General features: G+C 67.6%; 1 protein-coding gene. It reads right to left on the bottom strand.

Features of this window, described 5'->3' with window-relative positions:
- Positions 1-552, bottom strand: a 552-nt coding sequence (locus AC3WMR_RS30700) for a VCBS domain-containing protein (RefSeq protein ID WP_492281600.1), incomplete at both ends; no start/stop codon positions are given.

Here is a 552-nt window from a genome sequence, read left to right as displayed (position 1 = left end):
GTGTGCGTGTCGGTCGCGTCCACGTCGTGCGGCGTCAACTGGCCGGACACGGTCGTGTCGGCCGCGTCTTCCTTGACGCCGCCGGTGGCCTCACCGGTGATGGTCGGGGCGTCGTTGGTGCCCGTAATCTCGATGGTGATGGTCTGGAGGGCCGTGCCGCCGTGGCCGTCATCGACCTTGACCGTGATGGTGTCGGTAACCTTCTGGCCTTCGGCCAGGGCCTGGACGCTGGCGCTGGTGTTGTCCAGCGTGTAGGTCCACTTGCCGTTCTGGTCGATCGTCAGCGAACCATACTGGCCCTTGCCGCCGTCGGTGACCGACCACGTGTGCGTGTCGGTCGCGTCCACGTCGTGCGGCGTCAACTGGCCGGACACGGTCGTGTCGGCCGCGTCTTCCTTGACGCCGCCGGTGGCCTCACCCGTGATGGTCGGGGCGTCGTTGGTGCCGGTGATCTCGATGGTGATGACCTGGGTAGCCGTGCCGCCGTGGCCGTCATCGACCGTGACGGTGATGGTGTCGGTGACCTTCTGGCCTTCGGCCAGGGCCTGGACG

Source organism: Achromobacter sp. FW305-C-28, from assembly GCF_058783235.1.
This window is presented reverse-complemented; position numbering and strand designations above follow the sequence as displayed.